The organism is uncultured Microbacterium sp. (assembly GCF_963528945.1).
Taxonomy (GTDB): Bacteria; Actinomycetota; Actinomycetes; order Actinomycetales; family Microbacteriaceae; genus Microbacterium.
In genome coordinates, this window is sequence record NZ_CAURWX010000004.1 from 171,053 (window position 1) to 191,099 (window position 20,047).

The window sequence follows — 20,047 nt, forward strand, 5'->3', positions numbered from 1 at the left end:
CCCGGCTTACGATGGAGGGCTATGTCCTCCCCCGTGATCGTGTATCCCCCCGAGCTGCCCGTCAGTGCGGCACGGGGCGAGATCGCCGACGCGATGCGCGACCACCAGGTCGTGATCGTCGCGGGCGCCACGGGGTCGGGCAAGACCACCCAGTTGCCCAAGATCGCGCTCGAACTGGGCCGCGAGCGCATCGCGCACACCCAGCCGCGGCGTCTCGCCGCGCGCACCATCGCCGAGCGCGTGGCCGAGGAGCTGCAAGTCGAGCTCGGCACCCTCGTCGGCTACAAGGTGCGCTTCACCGACAAGGTGTCGGAGTCGACCCGCATCGCGCTGATGACCGACGGCATCCTGCTCAACGAGATCCACCGCGACCGCCTGCTCACCCGCTACGACACGATCATCATCGACGAGGCGCACGAGCGGTCGCTCAACGTCGACTTCCTGCTCGGCTACCTCGCGCGCATCCTGCCGGAGCGCCCCGACCTCAAGGTCGTCATCACCTCGGCGACGATCGACCCCGAGAGCTTCGCGCGGCACTTCGCCGCGGCCGACGGCACGCCGGCGCCGATCGTCGAGGTCTCGGGGCGCACCTATCCCGTCGAGATCCGGTACCGGCCGCTGGTGGCGGACGACGACAACGCGGATGCCTCGCCCACGGGCGACCCCGACGACGAGGTCTCGGCGATCGTCGCCGCCCTGCGCGAACTCGACCGCGAGGCGCCGGGCGACGTTCTCGTGTTCCTCCCCGGCGAGGCCGAGATCCGCGACGCCGCCGACGCCGTGCGCGGCGCGTACGCCAAGGACCGCTCCCCCACCGAGGTGCTCCCGCTGTTCGGGCGGCTGTCCGCCGCCGAGCAGCACCGCGTGTTCGAGCGCAGCCGCGTGGCGGGTGTGCGTCGGCGCGTGGTGCTGGCGACGAACGTCGCCGAGACGAGCCTCACCGTGCCGGGCATCCGCTACGTCGTCGACACCGGCACCGCGCGCATCTCGCGCTACAGCAACCGGTCGAAGGTGCAGCGCCTCCCGATCGAGGCGATCTCGCAGGCGTCGGCGAATCAGCGCTCCGGGCGCGCGGGCCGCACGAGCGACGGCATCGCCATCCGTCTCTATTCCGAAGAGGACTTCACCCGCCGGCCGGAGTTCACCGAACCCGAGATCCTGCGCACGTCGCTCGCGTCGGTGATCCTGCAGATGCTGTCGCTGGGGTTCGGCGACATCCAGGACTTCCCCTTCCTCACCCCTCCTGATTCGCGGGGCGTGAAGGCTGCGTTCGACCTGCTCACCGAGCTGGGGGCGGTCGAGCCGTCGAGGCGCGACGGCTCCCCGTACCTCACCCGCATCGGTCGCGACATCTCGCGCATGCCCATCGATCCGCGGTTCGCCCGCATGCTCGTCGAGGCCGGCCGACATGGCGTGGTCGACGACGTGCTGCCGATCGTGTCGGGCATGACCATCCAGGACGTGCGCGAGCGACCCGAGGAGCGCCGCGAGGAGGCCGATCGCCTGCATGCGCGGTTCGTCGACCCCACGAGCGACTTCCTCACGCTGCTCAACCTGTGGAACCACCTGCGCGAGCAGCAGCGCGAACTGGGGTCGAGCGCGTTCCGCCGCCTCTGCCGCGCCGAGCATCTGAACTACGTGCGCGTGCGCGAATGGTTCGATGTGCACCGGCAGCTGCGCACACTGGTCAAGACGACCGACGGGGGTCGCGGCGACGGGGCCGCCGATCCGGATGCCGTGCACCGGTCGATGCTCGCGGGACTCCTGTCGCAGATCGGACTGCTCGACGAGCGCACCGCCCCGGCGGGGAAGGGCGGCACCCCGGCGAAGGATGCCAAGCGCCGCATCGCCGAGTACCGCGGTGCCCGCGGCATCCGCTTCTCGATCTTCCCAGGGTCGGGACTGCGCAAGAAGAGCCCGCGCGCGGTCATCGCGGCCGAGATCGTCGAGACGTCGCGCACGTTCGCGCGCACGGTCGCCGCGATCGATCCGGCGTGGGCCGAGCCGTTGGCCGGCGACCTCGCCAAGCGGCAGGTGTCGGAGCCGCACTGGTCGAAGGACGCCGGGGCCGCCGTCGCCTACGAGAAGGTGACGCTGTTCGGGCTGGAGATCGTGCCACGGCGACGGGTGCAGTTCGCCCGCATCGACCGCGCCGCCTCGCGCGAGCTGTTCGTGCGGCACGCGCTCGTCGAGGGCGAGTGGGATCCGAGCCGCCTCGACAAGCGGGTCGGCGCGTTCTGGCGCAGCAACGCCGAGCTGCGTCGGCGGCTGGAGAAGCTCGAGGAGCGCGAGCGCCGTCGCGACATCCTCGCCGGCGACGAGGCCGTGTTCCGGTTCTACGACGAGCGCATCCCCGCCGACGTGTTCGACGTGCGGTCGTTCGAGAAGTGGTGGCGCGACACCCTCGCGCAGACCCCGAAGCTGCTCGTGATGCGCGAGTCCGACCTGATCGACGACGAGGGCCGCGCGGCGCAGGACGAGTTCCCGACGCGGTGGACGCAGGGCGACCAGGTGCTCGGGCTCGCGTACCGCTTCGAACCCGGCGCGCCGGACGACGGCGTGAGCGTGGTCATCCCCCTCGCGCTGCTCGCGCAGATCGAGGACCGCGGGTTCGACTGGCAGGTGCCTGGGCTGCGCGCCGAACTCGTCACCGGTCTGCTGCGCGCCTTACCGAAGGCCATCCGTCGCCACGTCGTGCCCGCCGCGGACTGGGCCGACAAGTTCGGTGCCGAGATCGCCGCCGAAGGACCGGAGCACCACGACGGTCGACCGGCGCGGTCGCTGAAGGAGGCGCTTGCGCGTCTCATCCAACCGCTGGCGAACCAGCCCGTCTCGGCGGCCGACTTCGACGACGAGCGCGTGCCCCCGCATCTGCGAATGAACTTCCGCGCGGTCGACGAGCGCGGCCGTGTCGTCGGCTCCGGCCGCGACCTCCCGACCCTTCAGCGCGACCTCGCCGACCGGGCCCGCAGCAGTGTCGCCCGGTCGATTGCACGCCCCGCGCCCGACCGCTCGTCGCCCCGCGGCGCGAACGACGTCGCCGCGGCATCCGTCTCGGCGGGAGCGATCGAGCGCACCGGCCTGACGGCGTGGACGTTCGGCGAGCTGCCCGAGGTGCTCGACACCCGGGTCGCCGGCGGGGTCGTGCGGGGGTACCCGGCGATCGTCGACGAGGGCAAGACGGTCGCGGTGCGCGTCGAGGCGTCGGCGGATGCCGCGGCGGCCGCCACCCGCGCCGGCGTGCTGCGCCTCGTGCTTCTGGCGGTGCCCTCGCCGTCGTCGTACGTGCAGCAGCACCTCACCAGCCAGGAGAAGCTCGCGCTCGCGGCCTCCCCCTACCCCTCGGCCGCCGCTCTCATCGAGGACTGCCGGGCCGCCGTCGCCCGGCGCGTGATCGACGCCACCGTCCCCGGCGGCATTGTGCGCACCGAGGCGGACTTCGCGCGCGTGCGGGATGCCGTGTCGGCCGTGCTCGTCGACGAGCTGTTCGCCTGCGTCTCGCTCGTCGCCCGCATCCTCACCCTGTCGCGCGAGGTCGAGCGGGGCATCAAGTCGCAGAACGCGCTCGCCCTGCTCGGCCCGCTGAACGACATCCGCACGCAGGTGAGCGGGCTGCTGCATCCGGGGTTCGTGTCCGCCGCGGGCGTCGACCGCCTCGCGCACTTCCCTCGATACTTGAACGGGATGGTCGAGCGCCTGAAGACGCTCGGCAGCGAGCCCGGCAAGGACCGCAGCCGCATGACGGAGTACGAGCGCATGGCGACGCAGTTCGCGGATGCCGGCGGCACCATCCCCCTGGCGCGCGACGCCGCCCCGAACCTCGTCGAGACCCGCTGGTTGCTCGAGGAGTACCGGGTCAGCGTGTTCGCCCAGCGCCTCGGCACCGCCCAACCCGTCTCGCCGCAGCGCATCACCAAGGCCCTCGCGGGGAAGTAGCGCTGTCGTACGGCGCCGGGCCGCGGCATCCGGACTAGCCTGGCTGCATGGCTCGCGCGATCGTCTACACCGAAATCGGCTCCCCCGACGTCCTGCACCTCACCGAGATCCCCGACCCGCTGCCCGCGGCCGGTGAGGTCGTGGTGCGCATCGAGGCGGCGGGCGTGAACCCGATCGACGCGAAGCTGCGGGGCGGGAAGCGCCCGTCTCCCCCGATCACCGAGCCGCGCCCCGTCGGCTTCGACGGCGCGGGCGTGATCGAGGCGGTGGGCGACGGCGTCGAGGGCTTCGTCGTCGGCGACCGCGTCGCCATCCGCGACACGGTCGGCACGTACTCCTCCGCCCTCGCCGTCCCGGCGGCGCACCTGGCACTGCTGCCCGACGCCGTGACCGCGGCCGAGGGCGCCGGCATCGGCATCCCGGCCGGCACCGCGTACCAGGCCCTGAAGTCGTTGGGCGTGACCGCCGACGACGTGCTGCTCGTGCACGCGGGTTCGGGCGCCGTCGGTCAGGCGGCCGTGCAGTTCGCCGTCGCATGGGGCGCCACCGTCGTCGCGACCGCCAGCCCCGCGCGGCACGATCAGCTGCGCGACCTGGGAGCGATCCCCGTGGCTTACGGCGACGGGCTGCTCGACCGCGTCCGCGATGCCGCACCGTCCGACGTGACCGTGGTGCTCGACGGCGCCGGCACCGACGAGGCCATCGAGACCTCGCTCGCCCTGGTCGCCGACCGCGACCGCATCGCCACGATCGTCCGGGGGCCGGATGCCGCATCGTTCGGCATCCGCGCGTTCTCGGGCGGCGCCCCGCAGCCTCTCACCGAGCAGGAGCTGGCGTGGCGGGCCGAGGCGCTCCCGAAGACGATCGAACTGCTCGCGAGCGGCGACTTCACGATCGAGCTCGGGCCTGAGCTGCCACTCGCCGAGGCCGCCCGTGCGCACGAGCTCGTCGAGGAGCACGTCGCCGGGAAGATCGTTCTCGTCCCCTGACATCCCGCGTGCTGCCGTCCAGGCGGAACCCCTACGCTGGGGGGATGACTGGTCTTCGATGGGGAATCCTCGCGACCGGCGGCATCGCCGGCGCCTTCGCTTCCGACCTGCGCGCCGCCGGGCTCGACCTGGTGGCCGTGGGCTCGCGCTCGCAGGAGTCGGCGGATGCCTTCGCCGCGCGCTTCGACATCCCGAACGCGCACCCCTCGTACGAGGCGCTGGTGGCCGACCCCGAGGTCGACATCATCTACGTGTCGACGCCCCACCCGATGCACCACGCCAACGCGCGTCTCGCCCTCGAGGCGGGCAAGCACGTGCTCGTCGAGAAGGCGTTCACCCTGAACCACGCCGAGGCCGCCGACCTGCAGCGCCTCGCCGAGGAGCGCGGACTGCTCGCGACCGAGGCGATGTGGACCCGGTACCTGCCGCACATGGTGCGCGCCCGCGAGATCATCGCCTCCGGGGTGCTCGGTGAGATCCGCTCGGTGAGCGCCGACCACACCCAGCTCCTCCCCTCCGACCCGACGCACCGGCTCAACGCGCTCGAACTCGGCGGCGGCGCCCTGCTCGACCTCGCGATCTACCCGATCTCCTTCGTGTGGGACGTGCTGGGGGCGCCGACGAGCATCCGTGCCGTCGCCCAGCTCGTCGAGACGGGGGCCGACGCCGAGGTCGCCACGGTCATGACCCACGCGAGCGGTGCCGTGTCGACCACCCTCTCGTCGTCGCGCACGGCCGGTCCGAACCGTGCCGTCGTGCTCGGCACGAAGGCGCGCATCGAGATCGACCGCTTCTTCTGGTCGCCCTCCGTGCTGCGTGTGATCGACCCCGAGGGCACCGTGATCGAGGAGTTCGACGGTCGCCTCGACCCCGACGCCGGCGGCCGCGGCATGCAGTTCGAGGCTCTCGCTGCCGAACGTCTCGTGCGCGAGGGGAACCTCGCGGGCGACATCCTGCCCCTCGCCGACTCGGTGGCCATCATGGGCGCCCTCGACGAGATCCGCCGGCAGATCGGCGTGCGCTACCCCGGCGAGCCCGGCGAGAGCGGCGAGACCGCCCCGCAGGACGGCGAGAATTGAGCATGGCCGAGACCACGGATGCCCGCGTCGCGGTCTACCTCGACTTCGACAACATCGTCATCTCCTGGTACGACCGGGTGCATGGCCGTAATGCGTACGGCAAGGACCGCCAGCGCATCAGCGACAACCCGAACGACCCCGAGGTCGCCGAGCGCCTGAAGCAGGCCATGATCGAGGTCGGCGCGATCATCGACTACGCCGCCTCGTTCGGCACCCTCGTGCTCACTCGGGCGTACGCCGACTGGTCGTCGCCGGTGAACGCCGAGTACCGCTCGCAGCTCGTCGCCCGCGCGGTCGACCTCGTGCAGCTCTTCCCCGCTGCGGCCTACGCGAAGAACGGCGCCGACATCCGCCTGGCCGTCGACGCGGTCGAAGACATGTTCCGGCTGCCCGACCTGACCCACGTGGTCATCGTCGCGGGAGACAGCGACTACGTGCCGCTCGCGCAGCGCTGCAAGCGCCTCGGTCGTTACGTGATCGGTGTGGGCGTCGCCGGGTCGACGGCCAAGTCGCTCGCGGCGGCGTGCGACCAGTTCGAGGCCTATGACTCGCTCTCGGGGGTCACGCGCCCGGTAAAGCAGACCGCGGCGGATGCCGTCGTCGCCCCGCCTGCGGAGCCCGCGGCCGAGCAGCCGACCGAGACCGGCAAGAAGACCACCACGCGGTCGCGGCGCGCGAAGTCCGCCACGGCCACCCCCGTGGAGCCGGTCGTCGACCCGCAGCAGGAGGCCACGGCGCTCTTGGAGCGCGCCCTGCGCCTCGGGCAGGACAAGGCGGATGCCGACGAATGGCTGCACAGCTCCGCAGTCAAGACGCACATGCGGCGCATGGACCCCTCGTTCAGCGAGAAGGGTCTCGGCTACCGCTCGTTCTCGGACTTCCTCAAGTCGCGCGACGACATCGCCGAACTCGAGGAGACCGGGCACGAACGGCTGATCAGGCTGCGCGAGCGCTGAGCGGCCGGTCGCCGAGCGCCCGCCACGACAGCCCGGCGAGCACCACCGTGACCGCCCCGACGACGGCGTAGGCCACTCGGGGGTCTGCGGCCTCGGCGAGCGCCCCGACGGCCAGCCCGGTGAGCACCGTCGACCCCGGAAGGCACATGGCCCAGATGCCCATGACCCGTCCGCGGATGGGCGGGGGCGTCGACAGCATGACCAGGGCGTTGGCACGGGCGATGAACCACATCACGACCGCGCCGACCACCGCGAGCCCGACGAACAGCACGGGCAGCACGGGGGCCGCCGCCGAGAGCAGCACGGCGATCCCCATGACGAGCGCGAGCACGCGCACCTCTCCCCCGCGGGGCGTCGTCGGTCCGGTGGCCGAGAAGAACGCGCCGGGCAGCGCGCCCAGGCCGAACGCGACGGCGAGCAGGCCGTAGGTGCCGCCCTCGGCGTCGAACACGTTCGCGACGATGAGCGGCACGACGACGGCGATGTTGTAGCCGGCCGCCGCGCAGATCGCGAGCACCAGGGTCGCCCGCACCGGGGGTGTGCGCGTGACGAAGCGCCAGGCGCCGGGTGAGGGAGGGGCGGGGGGCGCGGCCGGGTCTGCGGCGATCGACGGTTCGTCGGCGGATGTCCGGAGAGGGGTCGCGCGGTCGGTCTCCGGACGCAGCCGAAGCCCGATCAGCACGATGATCGACGGCACGAAGACCAGCGCGTTCACGACGAAGCACCAGGCCGCGTCGGCGAAGACGAGCAGCAGTCCCGCGACCGCCGGCCCCAGCACGCGGGCCCCGTTGATGATGACCTCGTTCATGCTCACGGCGCTCGTCACCCGGTCGCGGCCGACGAGATCGAGCACCAGCAGCTGGCGGGCGGGGTTGTCGGCGGCGAAGGCGAGTCCATGAGCGAGGGAGAGCACCGCGAGCATCCAGATCTGCAACGCTCCCGAGAACGCGAGCCCGGCGAGCACGCCGGCGATCGCCATCTGGGCCACCGCCGTGACGATCAACACGCTCCGGCGCGAGAACCGATCGACGATCGCTCCGATGAACGGACCCAGGGCGAGCGTGGGCACCATCGTGCTCGCGGTCACCACGCCGAGGGCCAGACCGTCGCCACCGAGCTCGACCACCAGCCAGGCGATCGCCACCTGCGAGGCCGCGCCTCCGGCCGCCGACAGCAGCTGCGCGATGCTCCACCGGCGGTAGTCGCGGATGCGGAGCGCGGCGAACGACCGCGTCAGCGCCTCGCGGGTGAAGCGATCGCGCCAGCTCACTGGTGGCGGAAGGCGGCGTCGAACGACGCGGTGGGCTTCGGCCAGAGCAGGGACCGCACGTACTGCACGGCCTGCGCCGCGCCGTGCAGGCGGTCCATCCCCGCGTCCTCCCACTCGATCGAGATGGGCCCGGTGTATCCGATCGCGTCGAGCGCCCGGAACGAGTCCTCCCAGGGCACGTCGCCGTGTCCCGTCGAGACGAAGTCCCAGCCACGGCGGGGGTCGCCCCAGGGCAGGTGCGAGCCGAGCACTCCGGCGCGGCCGTTCTGCGGGCGCATCCGCGTGTCCTTGCAGTCGACGTGGTAGATCCGGTCCTGGAAGTCCCAGATGAATCCGACGGGGTCGATGTTCTGCCACATCATGTGCGAGGGGTCCCAGTTGAACCCGAACGCCTCGCGGTGCTCGATGGCCTCGAGCGCGCGCACCGACGACCAGTAGTCGTACGCGATCTCGCTGGGATGCACCTCGTGGGCGAAGCGCACGCCCTCGCCGTCGAACACGTCGAGGATGGGGTTCCAGCGCTGCGCGAAGTCCTCGAAACCGCCGGCGATGACCTCCTCCGGCACGGGCGGGAACATCGCCACGTAGGGCCAGATCGACGACCCGGTGAAGCCGACGACCGTGTCGACGCCGAGCTTGCGCGCCACGCGGGCCGCGCGCTTCATGTCGTCGGCGGCCCGCCGCCGCACGCCCTCGGCCTCGCCGTCACCCCACACGTAGTCGCGCAGGATCGCCTGGTGGCGGAAGTCGATGGGAGCGTCGCACACCGCCTGTCCCGCGAGGTGGTTCGAGATCGCGAACACCTGCAGGCCGTGGCGGTCGAGGATCTCCTTCCGCGACGCGACGTAGGCGTCGTCCTCGTCGGCACGCCGCAGGTCGAGATGGTCGCCGGATGCTGCGATCTCGAGGCCGTCGTAGCCCCATTCGGCGGCGAGGCGCGCCACCTCCTCGAACGGCAGGTCGGCCCACTGACCGGTGAACAGGGTGACGGGATGCGTGCTCATGCGGCCTCCTCCGTGCCAGCGGCGGACGGGTAGTTCTCCGCGATCCACGCCCAGCTCGCCCGGGCGCTCGCGAAGGGCTCCATGCTCGGCTTGTCGACCTCGACGAGGATGGAGCCGTCGAACCCGTCGGGAAGGGCGGCGAGCGCGGCTTCGAGCGGCACGTCGCCCAGGCCCGGCTCGAGGAAGAAGCGCTGCGCCATGACGTCGAAGTAGGGGGTGCCCTTCTCGCGCGCCTCGGCGGCGAGGGCGAGATCCATGTCCTTGATGTGCAGGTCCGAGATGCGGTCGGCGTGGCGGGCGACCCACGCGACGACGTCGACGCCCGTCCAGGCGAGGTGCCCGAGGTCCGGGCCCGCGGCGAGGATCGTCGACGGCACGGCATCCAGCACGTGGTCGTACTCGGCCACGGTCTCGATCCATGTGCCGACGTGGTTGTGCAGCGCCGCCGTCACCCCCTCCGCCTTCAGCACCTCGGCGGCCTCGCCGATGATGTCGGTGACGCGGTCGAGCCGAGCGGCGTCGAACGCGTGGCCACGCGCCGCGGCCTCGTCGATGCGCGGGCGCCCCGGCGCCATGTCGGCGGCGAGGAACACCCGGTCGAGTCCCATGTACTGCGATTCCTCGGCGCGACGACGGATGCCGTCGAACCACCGGAACCGCGCCTCGTCGTCGCCCGCGTGGTCGCGGCCGAACTCTTCGGGCAGACCGATGTGCACGTACCCGGGGGTGACACGCAGACCCGAGTCGGCGACGACCCGGGCGTAGGCCTGGAGGGTCTGGGTGGGCAGCACCTCGAGCATCACTGCCGAGAAGCCGGCGTCGCGCACCTGGCGGAGCACCTCCGGCTGCCGGGCGAGGAAGCTGGGCCGGTCGAACTCCCAGCCGACGCTGCCGGGCTCACCGGTCGACTCGCCGAGCGAGACGGTGATCCACTGCAGGGTGTTGAGCGAGAAATGGTCCTGGGTGAGCGTCATCGCGTCTGGTCCCTTCGAGTCGTCCTGGTGCGGTTCACGCCGTGAGATCGGCGACCCAGCGTGCGGTCACGTGCGCGCTCTCGACCGGGTCCATACTCGCGCGGTCCACCTCGATGATGACCCATCCGTCCCATCCGTCGGGCAGCGCCTCGAGCGTGCCCCGCAGGTCGACGGCGCCCAGGCCGGGCTCAAGGTACAGACCGAGGTCGGTGGCGCGCTCGTAGCTGAGGCCCTCTTCGCGGCTTCGGCGGGCGAGGTCGAGGTCGAGGTCCTTCAGATGCAGGTCCTGCACGCGGTCGGCCCAGGTCGAGATCGCCTCCCGCGCGTCGATGCCGGCCCATTCGAGGTGGCCGATGTCGAACGCGGCGCCGAGCCGCGACGCGTCGATGGCGTTCAGCACGTGCTCGTACTCGTGCTGCGTCTCGATCCAGGTGCCGACGTGGTTGTGCAGGCCGGGCTTCACGCCTTCGGCGTTCAGCACGTCGACGGCCTCGTCGATCAGGTCGGTGAGTTCGTCGAGGCGGTCCTGCGAGAAGTCGGCGCCCACGGCGGGCTTCTGCCAGCGGATCGCCGTCTGGTCGACCTCCGCCGCAAGGAAGATGGTCGGGATGCCGAAGTAGTTCGACTCCTCGGCCTTGCGACGCACGCCGTCGAACCAGTGGATGCGCTCGAACGTGCCGCGCTCGAGCCGGCCGCCGTGGTCGCTCGCGAGCGGAACCTGCACGTATCCGGGGGCCAGGGCGAGCCCCGACTCCTCGACCATCGCCGCGTAGTTCTGCAGCGTCTGGGTGTCGAGCACCTCCATCATGGTCGCGCGGAAGCCGGCTTCGCGGATCGCGCGGAGCACCCCGGGGTACTCGGCGACGAACGCCGGGTCGGCGAACCGCCACAGGCTCGCGCTGTCGAGATCGGCGGGGTCCTCCTTGACATTGATCCACTGGATCGCGTTGAGGGCGAACTTGAGGTCCTTCACGGCCATGCGACGGTGTCCTTTCAGAGGGCTGCGGCGGTCACTTCAGTCCGGTGGCGGCGACGCCCTGGATGAAGTACTTCTGCAGGAAGAGGAAGAGGATGAGGATCGGCAGCAGCACCACCATCGCTCCGGCGAGCAGCAGACCGAACGAGATGGTGTTGGATGCCTGCGAGGCCACCGAGAGTCCGACGGGCGCGGTGTAGGTGTCCTGCGACTGGGCCACGACGAGCGGCCAGAGGAAGTTGTTCCACGAGGTGAGGAACGACAGGATCGCGACGGTCGCGAGCCCCGGACCGGTGAGCGGCAGGAAGACACGGAAGAAGATGCGGCCCTCCCCCGCCCCGTCGAGACGCGCGGCCTCCATGAGCTCGTACGGCACGCCGTGCGCGAACTGGCGCATGATGAACACGCACAGCGGCAGCACGAGCACCGGCAGGATGATCGCGATGAGCGAGTTGACCAGGCCGAGCTGCACGACGATCACGAACTGCGGCACGAACAGTGCCACGTACGGCACGATCATCGAGGCGATCACGAGCGGGAAGACGAGGCCGCGTCCGCGGAACCGCAGCTTGGCCAGGGCGTAGCCGGCCATCGCGCTGAACAGCACGTTGCCGACGATCGCGACACCCGAGACGATCACGCTGTTGAGCATGTACGAGCCGAAGCCGCGCTCGGCGAACAGCTGGATGTAGTTCTGGATCTGGAACGACTCGGGGAACCAGGCACCCGGGTTTCCGAGGAACTCCGACTGGGTCTTGAACGACCCGAAGAACACCCAGACGAAGGGCAGGAGCATGAAGACGGTGATGACGGCGAGAGCGGTGTAGTTGAACGCCTGGCGCGTCGGAGACAAGGTTTTCAATGTTTCGGCCTCAGGATTCGGAACTGGACGATCGCGACGATGCCGACGAGCAGCAGGAGCAGCACCGATCCGGCCATCGAGGCCGAGACGTTGCCGAAGCCGAACTGCTCGTACACCCAGACGGCGACCGACTTGGTGGAACCGAGCGGCCCGCCCTTGGTGAGCAGGTACGGCTCTTCGAAGATGTTGAGGAACGACACCGTCTGCAGCACCGTCACGAGCAGGGTCGTCGGGCGCAGCAGCGGAAGGGTGATCGACCACAGGCGTCGCCAGGCGCCCGCACCGTCGGTCGCGGCGGCCTCGTAGATCTCCTCCGGCACGGCCTGCAGGCCGGCGAGGAAGAGGATCATGCAGGTGCCGGTGGTACGCCACACGCCCATCATCACGACGGTCGTCACGGCCCACCCGGGGTCACCGAGCCAGTTCGGCGCGCCGAGTCCGAGATCGGTGAGGGTCGTGTTGACGGGGCCGTTGATCGAGAAGGCGTACTGCCAGATCACGGCGGCGGCGACGATGTTGGTGATGACGGGCACGTAGGCCGCCGCACGGAACACGTTGCGCAGACGTCGGATGCCGTTGTTGAGCATGAGCGCGAGGGCCAGGCCGAGGGCCATGCTGATCGGCACGCACAGCACCACGAAGAGCACGGTGTTGAGGAATGCGCTCTGGAACCCCGGGTTGCCGATGATCTCGGCGAAACCGTCGAGGCCGGTGAAGTTGACGTTCAGCGGATCGCGGATGTCGCGGGCCGACATGTCGGTCATGCTCGCGCCGATGGCGAGGAGGGCGGGGATGCCCGTGAAGACGAGGAAGATCAGGAGGAACGGGGCGAGGAACAGCCACGCGGTGGTCGCTTCGGCCCGCGATCCCTCGTGCACCTTCCTCATCCGGCGGGGACCGGTCCCCCGGAGGCGCCGGGCCGGCGCCTCCGGGGTGACCATGGTGCGGGTCGCTGTGGTGGTCATGATGGGTGTCAGTCGCCCATCCCGATCGACTCCGCCTGGGCCTGGGCCGCGTCGAGCGCGTCCTGGGCCGAGACGCCGCCGCGGACGACCTTCTCCATCTGCTCGCCGATGACGGTTCCCACCTGGCTCCAGGTCGAGACCTTCGGCAGGGTCACACCGGTCTCCAGACCCGCCTCGACGGTCTGCAGCAGCGGGTCGTCGGCGAGCGTGGGGTCCTCCCACGCGGCCTTGACGGCGGGCATGTTCTTGAAGATCTCGAACCACTTCACCTGGCTCTCCGGCTCCGACATGAAGCGCGCGAACTTCCACGCGGCATCCTTGTTCTCGGAGTCCGACGGAACGAACCAGCTGCCGCCGCCGACCGTGGTCGCGGCGTCGCCGTCGGGGCCGACCGGCATGGTGGTCAGAGCCAGGTGCTCGTCGGCCCAGCCCTCGCCGTTCGCGTCGTCGAACCAGCCGACGAACCACGGACCGCCGTCGATGATCGCCGCGTTCTTGCCGGTGCTCGACCACGAGACCGTGTCGAGGAAGGCCGGACCGTCGGGCGAGGCGAGGCCGTCGGCCATCAGGCCCGCCCAGTATTCGAGCGCCTCGACGTTCTCGGGCGAGTTGATGGTCCACTCGGTGAGGTCGTCGTTGATGAAGCCTCCGCCGTTCTGCTTCGCGAAGGTCAGCAGCTGCCGCGCGGTGTAGGCGTCGTAGGCGGCGTAGAGGGCGAGCGGCCACTCCACTCCGGATGCCTTCAGGTCCTCACCGAAGGTCCGCAGGCTGTCCCAGTCGGTCGGCGCCTCGGCACCGGCGGCTTCGGCGAGGTCGGTGCGGTAGATCACCATGTCGGCGTAGGCGTACCACGGCACCCCGTACGCGACGTCGTCGTAGACCGAGTTGTCCCAGATGACGTCGAAGAAGTCGTCGGGGTCGACGAGCCCTTCCGGCACCGAGTCGAAGCCGCCGGTCGCGATGAGCGACGACTGCGTCTCGGTGAACGCGTAGATCAGGTCGGGCACGGTGCCCGCGGTGATCGCCGCCGTCATCTTCGACGCGAACTCCGCCTCGGGGATCTGCGTCATGTTGATCTCGACGTCGGGGTTGTCCTTCTGGAACTCCTCGAACATCTGCGGCAGCTCGGCGCCGTCGGCGCCCTGCGTCCAGATCTCGAGGGTGCCGGTGGCCGGCTTGTCGTCGACCGTGGTGTCGCTGCCGGCGGCGGGTCCGTCGGCGTCGTCACCGCGGCCGCAGCCGGTCAGGACCAGGGCGCTGGATGCGACCAGCGCGATTCCGAGCATCGTCGCCCGGCGTCGCGAAGAAGGGTGGAAGTGCATCGCGATCATCTCCTTGATGGTGTGGGTAGTGCAGGGTCAGAGGGAAGCGGCGACCGCGCGCGCGATGCGCACCGAGAGGGTGGCTCCGGTGAGCGTCGCGTTGCAGGTCAGCGCGGTCGGGATGACGCCGTTGCCGGCGAGGTAGAGGTTCTCGAAGCCCCAGACGCGGCCGTCGGTGTCGACCACGCTCGTGCCGTCGTCGGCGGTGCCCATACGGACGGTGCCGGTGTAGTGGAGGGATGCTCCGGGCGGCTGTACGGCGCGGTCGTCGGTCGGGAAGTCGCCGATGACGTTCGCGGCGGCCCGCTGCACCTCCTGGGTGCGGCGGATCTCCTCGAGGTCGGCGTCGGAGTACGAGAAGTGCACGGTCATGTGCGGCATGCCGAGCGAGTCCTGCAGCTCGTCGGAGAACTCGATGCGGTTCTCGGCACGGATCTCGGTGGCGCAGTACCAGCCGACGCTGAGCTTGTGGCGTCCCTCGTACACGCGCTCCATGAGCTGGCCGTGCGCGGGGCGGGCGGCGCCGATCGACGGGCTCCAGAACGAGCCGATGAACGGCTCGCCCTTCGGCGGTTCGATGATGTCGGCATCCGTGAGCCCGAACCGCGCCGCGTCGATGTCGACCTCGCCGTCGATCGTGGCGTGCTCGTTGAGGTACGCACCGAGCGCGGCGGGACGGATGCCCGAGGCCCACAGCAGCTGCGGCGTGCGCAGGGCGTCTCCGGCGATCAGCACCTGCGTGCCGCGCACGGTCGTCTCCTCGCCGGTGACGAGGTCGCGCAGGGCGAGACCGGTCACGCGTCCGCCCTCGTGCTCCACGCGGTGCACGAGCACGCCGCTGCGCAGCTCGACCGCGGGGTCGCTGCCGTCGAAGACGAAGGGGGCGATGTCGCGGGGGCCGGTGCGGGCGAACGGCTCGCCGACGCGCGGTGCTCCACCCATCGGCATGAATCCGGCCTCCCGCTCGGGGTCGGGGCTGGGCACGGCCTCGCGGAGTGCGGCGAAGAGCGGCTCCTCGAAGGGGTTGTGCACGCCGGCGACGAGCGGACCGACGTAGGTGCGCAGCAGCCCGCGCGCGGTCTCGAGGTCGGCGTCCCACTCCTCGGAGGGGAGGAAGGCGGGGATCTCCTCGGCGTAGGGCCAGGGGGTGGCGGCGGTCCAGTGCACGCCCATGCCGCCGATGTTCCACGAGATCGACGCGCCGGGGAAGGCGGCGAAGTTGTGGCCGAAGAATGCGGCGGGGAACACGCCGGACGACTCCGGGTCCCAGCCGTCGCCGTCGATGGCGCTCATCGATACGGCATCCTTGACGTACTCGATCTGCCGTGCCCGGCGCATGAGGTCGTCGTACGACGCGTTCATGGCCGACTCGTCGGCCTCGACGAGGTGTTCGCCCGGCACGTCGGTGATGCGGCGGCCCGCCTCCACCACGAGGATGCGCGCGTCGGGCTTCGTCTGCCGCACCTGGTTCGCGATGATCGCGCCGTTGGGACCGGTGCCCACGATCACGAGGTCGAATGTGTCCGTCATGGAGGTGTTCCTTCTGTCTTCGTCGAATCAGGAAGTCGGGTGCGGTCTGCGGTCAGTACGGGGTGTCGATCCACTGCTGGGCGGCGGATGCCTCGAGCACGGCCTCCGTGAGCTGCGCGGCCCGCACGCCGTCGGCGAAGGTCGGCAGTCCGTCGGGATGCTCGCCGCGAACGGCGGCGTAGACGTCGGCGACGAACCCGTTGAAGGCGTCCTGGTAGCCCTGGGCGTGCCCGGCCGGCACACGCGAGAAGCGGGCGATGCCCGGGTGCGCGGTGAGCGGGTCGCGGAAGAGGTGCCTGCTGCCGTCGCGCTGCCCCACCCACAGCTCCTCCGGCCGCTCCTGGTCGAAGCGGAGGCTGGCCTGCGCGCCGTGCAGTTCGAGCGTGAGGGCGTTCTTGCGCCCGGCCGACATCTGCGAGACGAGCAGGGTGCCGATCGCGCCGGAGGCCATCTCGACGAGGATCGCGACCGCGTCTTCGTTCGTGACCGCCCGGCCGCCGCGCTCGTCGTAGACGCGGCGGGTGCGGGCCGTGAGGCGCACGATGCGCTCCCCCGCGACGAACTCGAGGAGGTCGCAGAGGTGCGATCCGATGTCGGCGAAGGCGCGCGAGGGGCCGCCGTCCGCCGAGGTCACCCGCCAGTCGTCGTCATCGGGCAGCAGCATCCAGTCCTGCAGGTAGCCGCAGTCGACGGTCAGCAGGTCGCCGATCTCGCCGGCCGCCACGCGCGCCCGTGCTTCGCGCACCATCGGGTGGTAGCGGTAGACGAACGGGACGGCGGCGACGACGCCGCGCTGGTCTGCGGCGTGAGCCAGAGCGCGTGCGTCGTCGGCGGTCGTCGCGAGGGGCTTCTCGCAGATCACGTGGATGCCGGCGTCGATCACCGCCATGGCGAGTGCGGCGTGCGTGGCGTTCGGGGTGCAGACGTGCACGATGTCGATGTCGCCGGCGAGGAGTTCGTCGATGTCGGCGGCTGCGCGCTCGATTCCGAGATCCTGTGCGGCGGCCTGCGCTCGAGCGGCGGAGGAACTGGCGAGGAGGGCCGTGGTGGCACCCGCGGCGCGAGCGGCGCGGCTGTGCACGTGGGCCATGAAGCCCCCGCCGAGGAATCCGGATCGGATCGTCCCGACGCCGGTTGTGGTGACGTCCGTTGTCATGACGATGATTCTGACACGACTCGACAACCTTTTGCTAGTACTTCGTCATAAGTTTTTCTTTCGACATTCATTAGCGGTAGCTCGGGCATCCGAAGTCCTGTGGTTTACTGACGCTCATGAGTGACGCCGCTCGCGCCTCCGCGCCCGCCTCGACCGGCACGGGCGACATCTTCCACCTGCTGCTCGACGGCCAGGCCCGTACCAAGGCCGACCTCGTGCACCTCACCGGGCTCGCACGTTCCACCGTCTCGGCCCGCGTCGATGCCCTGCTCACCGCCGGTCTGCTCGTCGCCGCCGGGGAGGCGGCATCCACCGGTGGCCGTCCGCCGTCGCGGGTCGCGTTCAACCCGCGCGCCGGCCTGGTGCTGGCCGTCGACCTCGGCGCCTCGCACGCCACCGTCGCGATCGCCGACCTCGGCGCGCGCATCCTCGCCTCGACGACGCATCCGCTCGACATCGCCAGCGGCCCCGACACCGTGCTCGATCGCACGCTGGCCGACGCCGAGGCGCTGCTGCGCGACCTCGACGTCGCGCCGAGCACTCTCGTGGGCGTCGGCATCGGCGTCCCCGGCCCCGTCGAGCACTCGACCGGTCGGCCCTACAACCCGCCGATCATGCCCGGGTGGGACCGCTTCGACATCCCCGCCTATGTGCAGCGCACCTTCGACGTCCCCGTGCTCGTCGACAACGATGTCAACATCCTCGCGCTGGGCGAGCAGGCCACGAGCTTCCCCGACACCACCGACCTGGTCTTCGTGAAGGTCGCGACCGGCATCGGCGCGGGCATCATCGCGGGCGGACAGCTGCAGCGCGGCGCGCAGGGCTCGGCCGGCGACATGGGGCACGTGCGCGTACCGCACTCCGCCGAGTCGACCCACACCGCCGACGAGGAGCGCGACCTCGAAGACCTCGCGAGCGGCAGCGCCATCGCCGCCACCCTGCGCGCGCAGGGCATCGACGCCGAGACCAGCGGTGACGTCACCGAGCTCGTGCGCAGCGGCAACACCGCCGCGATCGAGGCGCTGCGCCAGGCCGGGCGCGACGTCGGCGAGGTGCTCGCCACGGTCGTCAACCTGCTCAACCCCTCGATCGTCGTGCTGGGCGGCAGTATCGCCCGCGCCGGCGAGCATCTGCTTGCGGGGGTGCGGGAGGTCGTGTACCGGCGCTCGATCCCGCTCGCCACGCAGCACCTCGCGATCGTGCAGTCCCCCACGGGCGAGCGAGCCGCCGTGCTCGGCGCGGCGATCATGGTCACCCGCGAGGTGCTCTCGCCCGCGAACGTCGAGGCGCGGGTCGCCGCCGCCGTCCGGGGCTGACGTCGCCCGGGGTGCGCCGACCGTCGTGAGCGGACCGGTCCAGTAGGGTGAGCGGGTGACCGCACCGGACGCCGCCTCCGACTCGCCCTACCAGCGTGCACTCGGCGAACGCCTCACACAATTGCATCCGAAGACCGCCTGGTACTTCCGCACCATCCCGCCCGGCCAGGTCGGCCGGGGAACCGGGGTGTTCACCCGCGCCGGCTCGCCGCACCGGTGGCTCCGACCCGTCTTCCTCATCGCCGAACGGCTGGGTGTGGCCTTCGCCGGGCGCGAGCACGACGTGCCGTTCCGCATCGAGAACCGCACGCAGAACGGCAGGACCGTGTCGGTGCGGTACTTCGAACTCCCCGGACGCACGTGGACGATGACCGACTCGGTCGCGCTCCTTCCCGGTCGCGTACTCCGCACCGAGATCGGACCGGGGCGCACCGTGGTGTGCACCTTCGACATCGATGCACGCGACGGCGCCGTCGTCCTGACGGTGCGCCGCGTCGGCCTGCGATTCGGCCGGCTGCGCGTGGCGGTGCCCTCCGTGCTGGGTGTGCGCCTCGGCCTCGTCGAACGGTGGGATGTCGAGCGCGAGCGCCACCACGTGAACATGACGATCGACGCCCCGTTGCTCGGACGCGTCTACGAGTACACCGGCTTCTTCGAATACGCGATCGAGAGCGAGACCCCGTGACCGACTCCACACCGCTTCCCGCCGGGCCCGTCGTCATCGGCGGGTCGACCGGCTTCATGGGCCAGTACCTGATCCCCCGGCTGCGGGCCGCCGGCCGCGACGTGATCACGATCTCGCGCTCCGGCGCCGACATCGCGTGGGGCGATCAGGGTGCGATCGACCGCGCGGTCGACGGCGCCTCGCTCGTGATCGGACTCGCGGGCAAGAGCGTCAACTGCCGGTACACGCCCGAGAACCGCGCGGCGATCTTCCGATCCCGGCTCGACACCACGGCCGCGCTGAGCACGGCGATCGCGCGCGCCACGACCCCTCCACCGCTGTGGGTGAACTCGTCGACGGCGACCATCTACCGCCACGCCGAGGACCGGCCGATGACCGAGTCGGGCGGCGAGCTGGGGACGGGCTTCTCCGTCGAGGTGGCGAAGGCCTGGGAGGGCGCTCTCTTCGCCGACGACCTGCCCGCCACCCGTCGGGTCGCGCTGCGCTCCGCGATCGTGCTCGGCCACGGCGGCGTGCTCGGTCCGTTGAAGAACCTCGCCCGGCTCGGACTCGGCGGCGCACATCACGACGGCCCCTGGCCGGTCAGCCGCGCGCGTCGGGCGGCGGGCACCGCGCACCTCCCCGGTGCCCGGCGCGGCACGCAGCGCTTCAGCTGGGTGCACATCGAGGACGTCGCCCGCATCATCGACTTCCTCGAGGTCACCCCGGCGCTCGACGGTGCCGTCAACGCCGCGTCCCCTCAACCCGTCGACGATGCGACCTTCATGGCGACCGTGCGCCGCGTTCTCGGCGTCGGGTTCGGGCCGCCGATGCCTCGGTGGATGCTCGAACTCGGCGCCATCGGCATCCGCACCGAGACCGAACTGGTGCTGAAGAGCCGGTGGGTGCTGCCGGAACGGCTCACCGCCGCCGGGTTCACGTTCGCCTACCCCGACCTCGAAGACGCGATCCGCGAGTCGTTCGACGCGGAGCGCGCTGCCTGACCCGCGCGCCGACGCCGGTCAACCCGCGGAACGACGCCGGTCAG

16 protein-coding genes are annotated in these 20,047 nt (G+C 71.0%); 7 read left to right on the forward strand and 9 right to left on the reverse strand.

The features are described from left to right. Positions 1-21: 21 nt before the first annotated feature. From hrpA to RWS82_RS13405, 4 genes are read left to right on the forward strand one after another with little or no spacing between them, the layout of a single operon-like run. Positions 22-3,936: an ATP-dependent RNA helicase HrpA gene (gene hrpA / locus RWS82_RS13390; RefSeq protein WP_314650959.1), complete on the forward strand. Its 3,915-nt coding sequence runs from the start codon at positions 22-24 to the stop codon at positions 3,934-3,936. Between the two features lie 47 nt (positions 3,937-3,983). Then, positions 3,984-4,925, forward strand: a complete 942-nt coding sequence (locus tag RWS82_RS13395; protein WP_314650963.1) for an NADP-dependent oxidoreductase — start codon at positions 3,984-3,986, stop codon at positions 4,923-4,925. A gap of 44 nt (positions 4,926-4,969) precedes the next feature. After that, positions 4,970-6,004, forward strand: a complete 1,035-nt coding sequence (locus RWS82_RS13400) for a Gfo/Idh/MocA family oxidoreductase (protein WP_314650965.1) — start codon at positions 4,970-4,972, stop codon at positions 6,002-6,004. Between the two features lie 2 nt (positions 6,005-6,006). Beyond that, entirely contained in the window at positions 6,007-6,960 is a 954-nt protein-coding gene (locus RWS82_RS13405) for an NYN domain-containing protein (RefSeq protein ID WP_314650968.1), read from the forward strand. Here the strand turns inward: RWS82_RS13405 and RWS82_RS13410 are convergent. The 9 genes from RWS82_RS13410 to RWS82_RS13450 are packed head-to-tail and all read right to left on the reverse strand — an operon-like array spanning position 6,941 to position 17,019. Beyond that, complete coding sequence (locus RWS82_RS13410) at positions 6,941-8,230, reverse strand: MFS transporter (RefSeq protein ID WP_314650970.1); 1,290 nt, start codon at positions 8,228-8,230, stop codon at positions 6,941-6,943. The genes RWS82_RS13405 and RWS82_RS13410 overlap by 20 nt on opposite strands. Further along, on the reverse strand, positions 8,227-9,234 hold the full coding sequence (locus tag RWS82_RS13415) for a sugar phosphate isomerase/epimerase family protein (protein ID WP_314650972.1): 1,008 nt from the start codon (positions 9,232-9,234) through the stop codon (positions 8,227-8,229). The genes RWS82_RS13410 and RWS82_RS13415 overlap by 4 nt, the downstream gene beginning before the upstream one ends. Continuing rightward, entirely contained in the window at positions 9,231-10,208 is a 978-nt protein-coding gene (locus RWS82_RS13420; protein WP_314650974.1) for a sugar phosphate isomerase/epimerase, read from the reverse strand. The genes RWS82_RS13415 and RWS82_RS13420 overlap by 4 nt, the downstream gene beginning before the upstream one ends. Before the next feature lie 34 nt (positions 10,209-10,242). Next, positions 10,243-11,187, reverse strand: a complete 945-nt coding sequence (locus RWS82_RS13425; protein WP_314650977.1) for a sugar phosphate isomerase/epimerase — start codon at positions 11,185-11,187, stop codon at positions 10,243-10,245. Positions 11,188-11,218: 31 nt separating this feature from the next. Continuing rightward, positions 11,219-12,037 (reverse strand): carbohydrate ABC transporter permease, encoded by an 819-nt coding sequence (locus RWS82_RS13430; protein ID WP_314650979.1) that lies wholly within the window; start codon positions 12,035-12,037, stop codon positions 11,219-11,221. A gap of 5 nt (positions 12,038-12,042) precedes the next feature. After that, entirely contained in the window at positions 12,043-13,011 is a 969-nt protein-coding gene (locus RWS82_RS13435; protein ID WP_314650982.1) for a sugar ABC transporter permease, read from the reverse strand. Positions 13,012-13,019: 8 nt separating this feature from the next. Beyond that, positions 13,020-14,342: an extracellular solute-binding protein gene (locus RWS82_RS13440; RefSeq protein WP_314650985.1), complete on the reverse strand. Its 1,323-nt coding sequence runs from the start codon at positions 14,340-14,342 to the stop codon at positions 13,020-13,022. 27 nt (positions 14,343-14,369) lie between these two features. After that, complete coding sequence (locus tag RWS82_RS13445; protein WP_314650987.1) at positions 14,370-15,863, reverse strand: GMC oxidoreductase; 1,494 nt, start codon at positions 15,861-15,863, stop codon at positions 14,370-14,372. A 52-nt stretch (positions 15,864-15,915) separates the two neighbouring features. Next, the gene (locus tag RWS82_RS13450) at positions 15,916-17,019 is read right to left on the reverse strand and encodes a Gfo/Idh/MocA family oxidoreductase (RefSeq protein WP_314650989.1); all 1,104 of its coding nucleotides are present in this window, start codon (positions 17,017-17,019) and stop codon (positions 15,916-15,918) included. 116 nt (positions 17,020-17,135) lie between these two features. Here RWS82_RS13450 and RWS82_RS13455 point away from each other — a divergent pair, with 116 nt between their 5' ends. The 3 genes from RWS82_RS13455 to RWS82_RS13465 are packed head-to-tail and all read left to right on the forward strand — an operon-like array spanning position 17,136 to position 20,003. Continuing rightward, the gene (locus RWS82_RS13455; RefSeq protein ID WP_314650991.1) at positions 17,136-18,335 is read left to right on the forward strand and encodes an ROK family protein; all 1,200 of its coding nucleotides are present in this window, start codon (positions 17,136-17,138) and stop codon (positions 18,333-18,335) included. 55 nt (positions 18,336-18,390) lie between these two features. Next, complete coding sequence (locus RWS82_RS13460; protein WP_314650993.1) at positions 18,391-19,020, forward strand: DUF4166 domain-containing protein; 630 nt, start codon at positions 18,391-18,393, stop codon at positions 19,018-19,020. Then, complete coding sequence (locus RWS82_RS13465) at positions 19,017-20,003, forward strand: DUF1731 domain-containing protein (RefSeq protein WP_314650994.1); 987 nt, start codon at positions 19,017-19,019, stop codon at positions 20,001-20,003. Before RWS82_RS13460 ends, RWS82_RS13465 begins: the two co-directional genes overlap by 4 nt. The last annotated feature ends 44 nt before the right edge of the window (positions 20,004-20,047 follow it).